At 32.4% G+C, this 4,054-nt stretch carries 4 protein-coding genes; 2 read left to right on the top strand and 2 right to left on the bottom strand.

Translation table 11 applies throughout. From position 1 onward, the window contains the following. Nucleotides 1-171 precede the first annotated feature (171 nt). Nucleotides 172-1,710, bottom strand: coding sequence for a SpoIID/LytB domain-containing protein (locus tag ACN4EE_RS22190; protein WP_431708696.1), 1,539 nt, complete (start codon nt 1,708-1,710; stop codon nt 172-174). Nucleotides 1,711-1,955: 245 nt separating this feature from the next. Continuing rightward, nucleotides 1,956-2,354: a c-type cytochrome gene (locus tag ACN4EE_RS22185; RefSeq protein WP_431708695.1), complete on the bottom strand. Its 399-nt coding sequence runs from the start codon at nt 2,352-2,354 to the stop codon at nt 1,956-1,958. Nucleotides 2,355-2,618: 264 nt separating this feature from the next. On the opposite strand from ACN4EE_RS22185, the gene ACN4EE_RS22180 reads away from it, so the two are divergent. Together ACN4EE_RS22180 and ACN4EE_RS22175 are read left to right on the top strand one after the other, a co-directional pair. Next, nucleotides 2,619-3,158, top strand: a complete 540-nt coding sequence (locus ACN4EE_RS22180; RefSeq protein WP_431708694.1) for a DUF192 domain-containing protein — start codon at nt 2,619-2,621, stop codon at nt 3,156-3,158. 505 nt (nt 3,159-3,663) lie between these two features. Further along, nucleotides 3,664-3,855, top strand: a complete 192-nt coding sequence (locus ACN4EE_RS22175) for a DUF2949 domain-containing protein (RefSeq protein ID WP_431708693.1) — start codon at nt 3,664-3,666, stop codon at nt 3,853-3,855. Nucleotides 3,856-4,054 lie beyond the last annotated feature (199 nt).

Genomic DNA, 4,054 nt, shown 5'->3' with positions numbered 1-4,054 from the left:
TTGTCTGCCATGGGTTTACCATCACTATCTGGATATACTATATTTCGATCGAGTGATACTGTCATGATCAAATATTTTGATATAGAGAATTATCTATTATGTTAGCATTAGTTCTAATTTACTTTTTTAGCTTGAATAGTTTTTCAGACTTTTGAGTAAGATTAAGTAGTCTTATTTAAGCGGTTGCCAAAAGATAATTGAACTATTTAAGGGTTCAAGTTTTGTCCCCGGATAGTAAAATTCGAGAATACGTTGCGCTGACCATCCTAATCTTGCTAAATTATAACTACCAAATTGGCTTAATCCCACTCCATGCCCAAAGCCACCGCCTACAAAAGCATATCCTGCTAATTGATTATTTTGATCATAAAAGGGGTCTAAGTAAAATAAAGTACTTCTAGGGGGTGTAAAAGCGCTCCTGACTTCATTTTTGGCAAGGGATACCATCCCTAAATCGGTGGTAATATCCATTTGAATAATTCTACCCGATGACGATCGATCGACAATCTTCATTTCTTTAATGGTAGTAAAATCTTGCAAGGGGTGTTTAATTCTCTCTAAATATCTTTGTAAATCTTTGTTTAAATCAGCGAGGCTACTTTTACGATTCCAGCGAAAAAGACTTCTTCCCGTTTCATTAAAATTATTTTGTAAAGCAATAAACTTGCGAAAATTAGCTTCCGAATCAAGACTCTTTTCTGCTAAATTCCACACTTGTTGAGGAGAATCGATAACAGATTTTAAATAAGGGCGATTTTCTCCATTCCAGACATCCTCAAAATAGGATGTCACCCCACCACTGGTAGAAGAATATAAGGCATCTACTAATTCATTATTGTAGGTTAAAACTAACCCTTTCGTGGAGGCAATGGCTTTGTCTGAAATAGGAGAAGTGCCTGTTAATCCATAATAAACTTGACAATGGGTTGTAGCGCACATTTCATAGTTATCCGCCTGAAAACGGCGAGTATTGCGTAGTGCATAAGTTCTAGCGATGATAGTTTGGGCTTCTGCGGCTGCCATTGGTACATTAGCACCAATTTCATGAGGCACGACACCACGCAAATAAGTTTCAATGTTGACTTTATTGACAAGGGTATAATTACCGTAGGAGTTAGGTTGGATGGTAAAAGTGCCTCCATAGGTGCGCCAAGTGCCTTTTACTCCATCTCTGACTTGTACCAAATTTCTACCACTGTTAATCTCTAAATAATTGGCTTTGTAGATATTATTGCCAATTTTAAAGGAAACAATGGGCTTTTCTAACAAAATCTCTGTTTCTATATAAACATCCTTATAGCCTTTGTCTTGAATACCACTGAGTAACAATCTTTTTAATAATGGGGTTGTATAGGTGCTACGTTTAGCCCACACTTGCCAACGTCCGGGTTGAGTGATTTCCACATCAATACCGAGGGATTGCCAACCTTTAGCGGAATCTTCCGCCGTCTCAAATGTGCCATAATCTCCTAAAATTAACCTTTCTTCTATCAGTTTATTCGGTAATGACTGGGGTTCGATCGAAAGTTTTAATTCTTTAGTGGTAAGGTTTTTTTCTTCTTGAGTAGCTGTATCAATAAATTTAATGGTTAGAGAATCGCCTTGAGTGCTTTTGAGACTAATTTCATCATCTAATTTATCGCCAAATCTTTGCACAATTCCCACTTTCAAATCGACAGCTAACACAGGAAAGTTAGATAAAAAAGACATTCCTAATATCAAAGGCAATGTCAACCAAAGTTGAGAAGATATAAAAGATAAAGGATTAAAATTGAACCAGGAATTAGACTTCATAACGTTGAAATTAAATTTACTCACCTACTTATTATGTCATTGCGAGGCATATAAGCAATCTCATCAATCTTATTCGACATTGACCTTAATTGTCAAAATAAGGGTTGAAACTCTGACGAGGAAGCAATTTTTAAGTAATGATACAAAATAGATAATAACCGCTACTTATTTAACTGACGTAAATAACTAAGTAAATCTGCCATATCTTCGGGAGAGGGTTGGAATTTTGGCATAGGAGGAGTTTTTCCACTGACAACTTGATTAATTATTTGCACTTCGGATTTATGTTTAGATACGTCTTTTAAACTAGGTCCTACATTACCATTAGCATTGATACCATGACAACCAGCACAATTTACTTGAAAAATAGCACCTCCCCTTTCAATATTACCTTGAAAAGATAAAACTTGTTCTACATAAGGGTCTTTTGTTGGTATTAACCACCATACTGTTATTATGCTTAAGAACAGAAGTATAATCACCGTTAAAAGACTCAGATTAAGAGGATTTTTTTTGGTTTCGGTGTAATTTAGTTTTCTTTCTAATAACTGGTTATTCACGGGATTTTTGTTAAGTTTTTTAGTTTACTTATTTAACATTTTGCAACATTTCTTCTCATTCATGCCAGAATTTAATAAAAAATTAGTATTTGCATCCTAATTGTCTGGCATAACCTATACTCAGTTAAGTGATTTGGTGATTACTATATAGCTTTGATTATTTTAAATATTAAATAAATCTATAAAAAACTGACCGTTAACTAAATTATCGGTTAATTTTGTGTTATCTTTTATTTTCACCATTCTATGAAAGTATTCTTTCTGATGTTCACATTGTTCAAATTTAGTTCTCCTGTTATTATTGGCGTTAGTTTTCTGTTATTTGGTTGTGGTTTTATTCCCCCTTCTGTTTTGGGCGGTGATGAAAATATTGCCTTAGAGACTACTCCTGTTAATAGTATTAGTCAAGGACAAAATTTGCCCATTGGTGCTAAATTATTGATTAATCAGGAAATTATTGAGTTAGAAGTTGCTCAAACTCCCCAACAACAACAGATTGGCTTAATGTATCGGGATTTTTTACCCCCTAATCGTGGGATGTTATTTCCTTTCAATCCTCCTCAAACCGTTAGTTTTTGGATGAAAAATGTTTCTATTCCTCTCGATATGATTTTCGTTTCGGAAGGTATTGTTAAACATATTGTTACGGCACCACCCTGTAATGACGAAAACTGTCCTTTATACAATTCAACTGTAGCTATTGATCAAGTGATAGAATTAGCAGGAAATAGAACAGAAGAACTAGGAATCAAGGTAGGAGATAAGATTTCGATCGAGTTTTTGGAGGAGAATCAACAAAACTAAAAAAAAAATTGCCAAAGTTGATTTAATAATGTATAATACTTTACTTAATCAAAATTTTATAGTAGTTAGAATTGCTACTAAGGTTCGGAGGACTTAAGGATTATTGACAATTTGTCTATCTCAGTTGGAAATCGCAAGTAATCAATAATTTTTATCCTATCATCAACATCACCAGTCTAAGTGACTTCATAGGTACATAAAATCAACGCATATCTTTAGAGTTGCTTGTCTATAAAAACCATACTTTAAATAAAGTCAAAATTTCTGTGTTTTATTGACTAAATAAGATTACCGTATTTTCTTTTTTAGATAAAGTATGTTATTAGCAAAAAAACGACTTAACTTATCAGGAGTTAATTTCTAAAATTAGCTAAGAATTAGCAATAATTTACAAAAAATTGTGTGAGAAGTATAACTTTTATTTTGATGATTAGCTTTTAGCTATTCTAATTTTTTTATAACCATTTTTTATAACCATTTTTTATTTCACAAAATCTATATTATTATGCCTACTATTACTTATCATCGTTTTGTCAAATTTTTACAGGAAGAAATCAATTTATCTCAAGATTGTATCGCTATTGCACAACGCAATGTTGATCATAATTTAGGTTTAATTCCTATGGTTTTATGGCAATATGGTTTAGTTACGATCGAACAATTAGATAAGATTTATGATTGGTTAGAAACGTCTTAAATAATTAACAATTAACAATTAACAATTAACAATTAACAATTAATAATTAATAATTAATAATTAATAATTAACAATTAGGGTTTGCTAAATAAATCAGAAGACTATTAAAATCAACGGTTTGGACATACTACACCAACTGAAAAGTGTTCAATTTTCACAATTTTTACTCAAAAACTGAGCATTTTTTACTAAATTTTAT

This window comes from Geminocystis sp. CENA526 (assembly GCF_050753365.1).
Lineage (GTDB): Bacteria > Cyanobacteriota > Cyanobacteriia > Cyanobacteriales > Cyanobacteriaceae > Geminocystis.
This window is presented reverse-complemented; position numbering and strand designations above follow the sequence as displayed.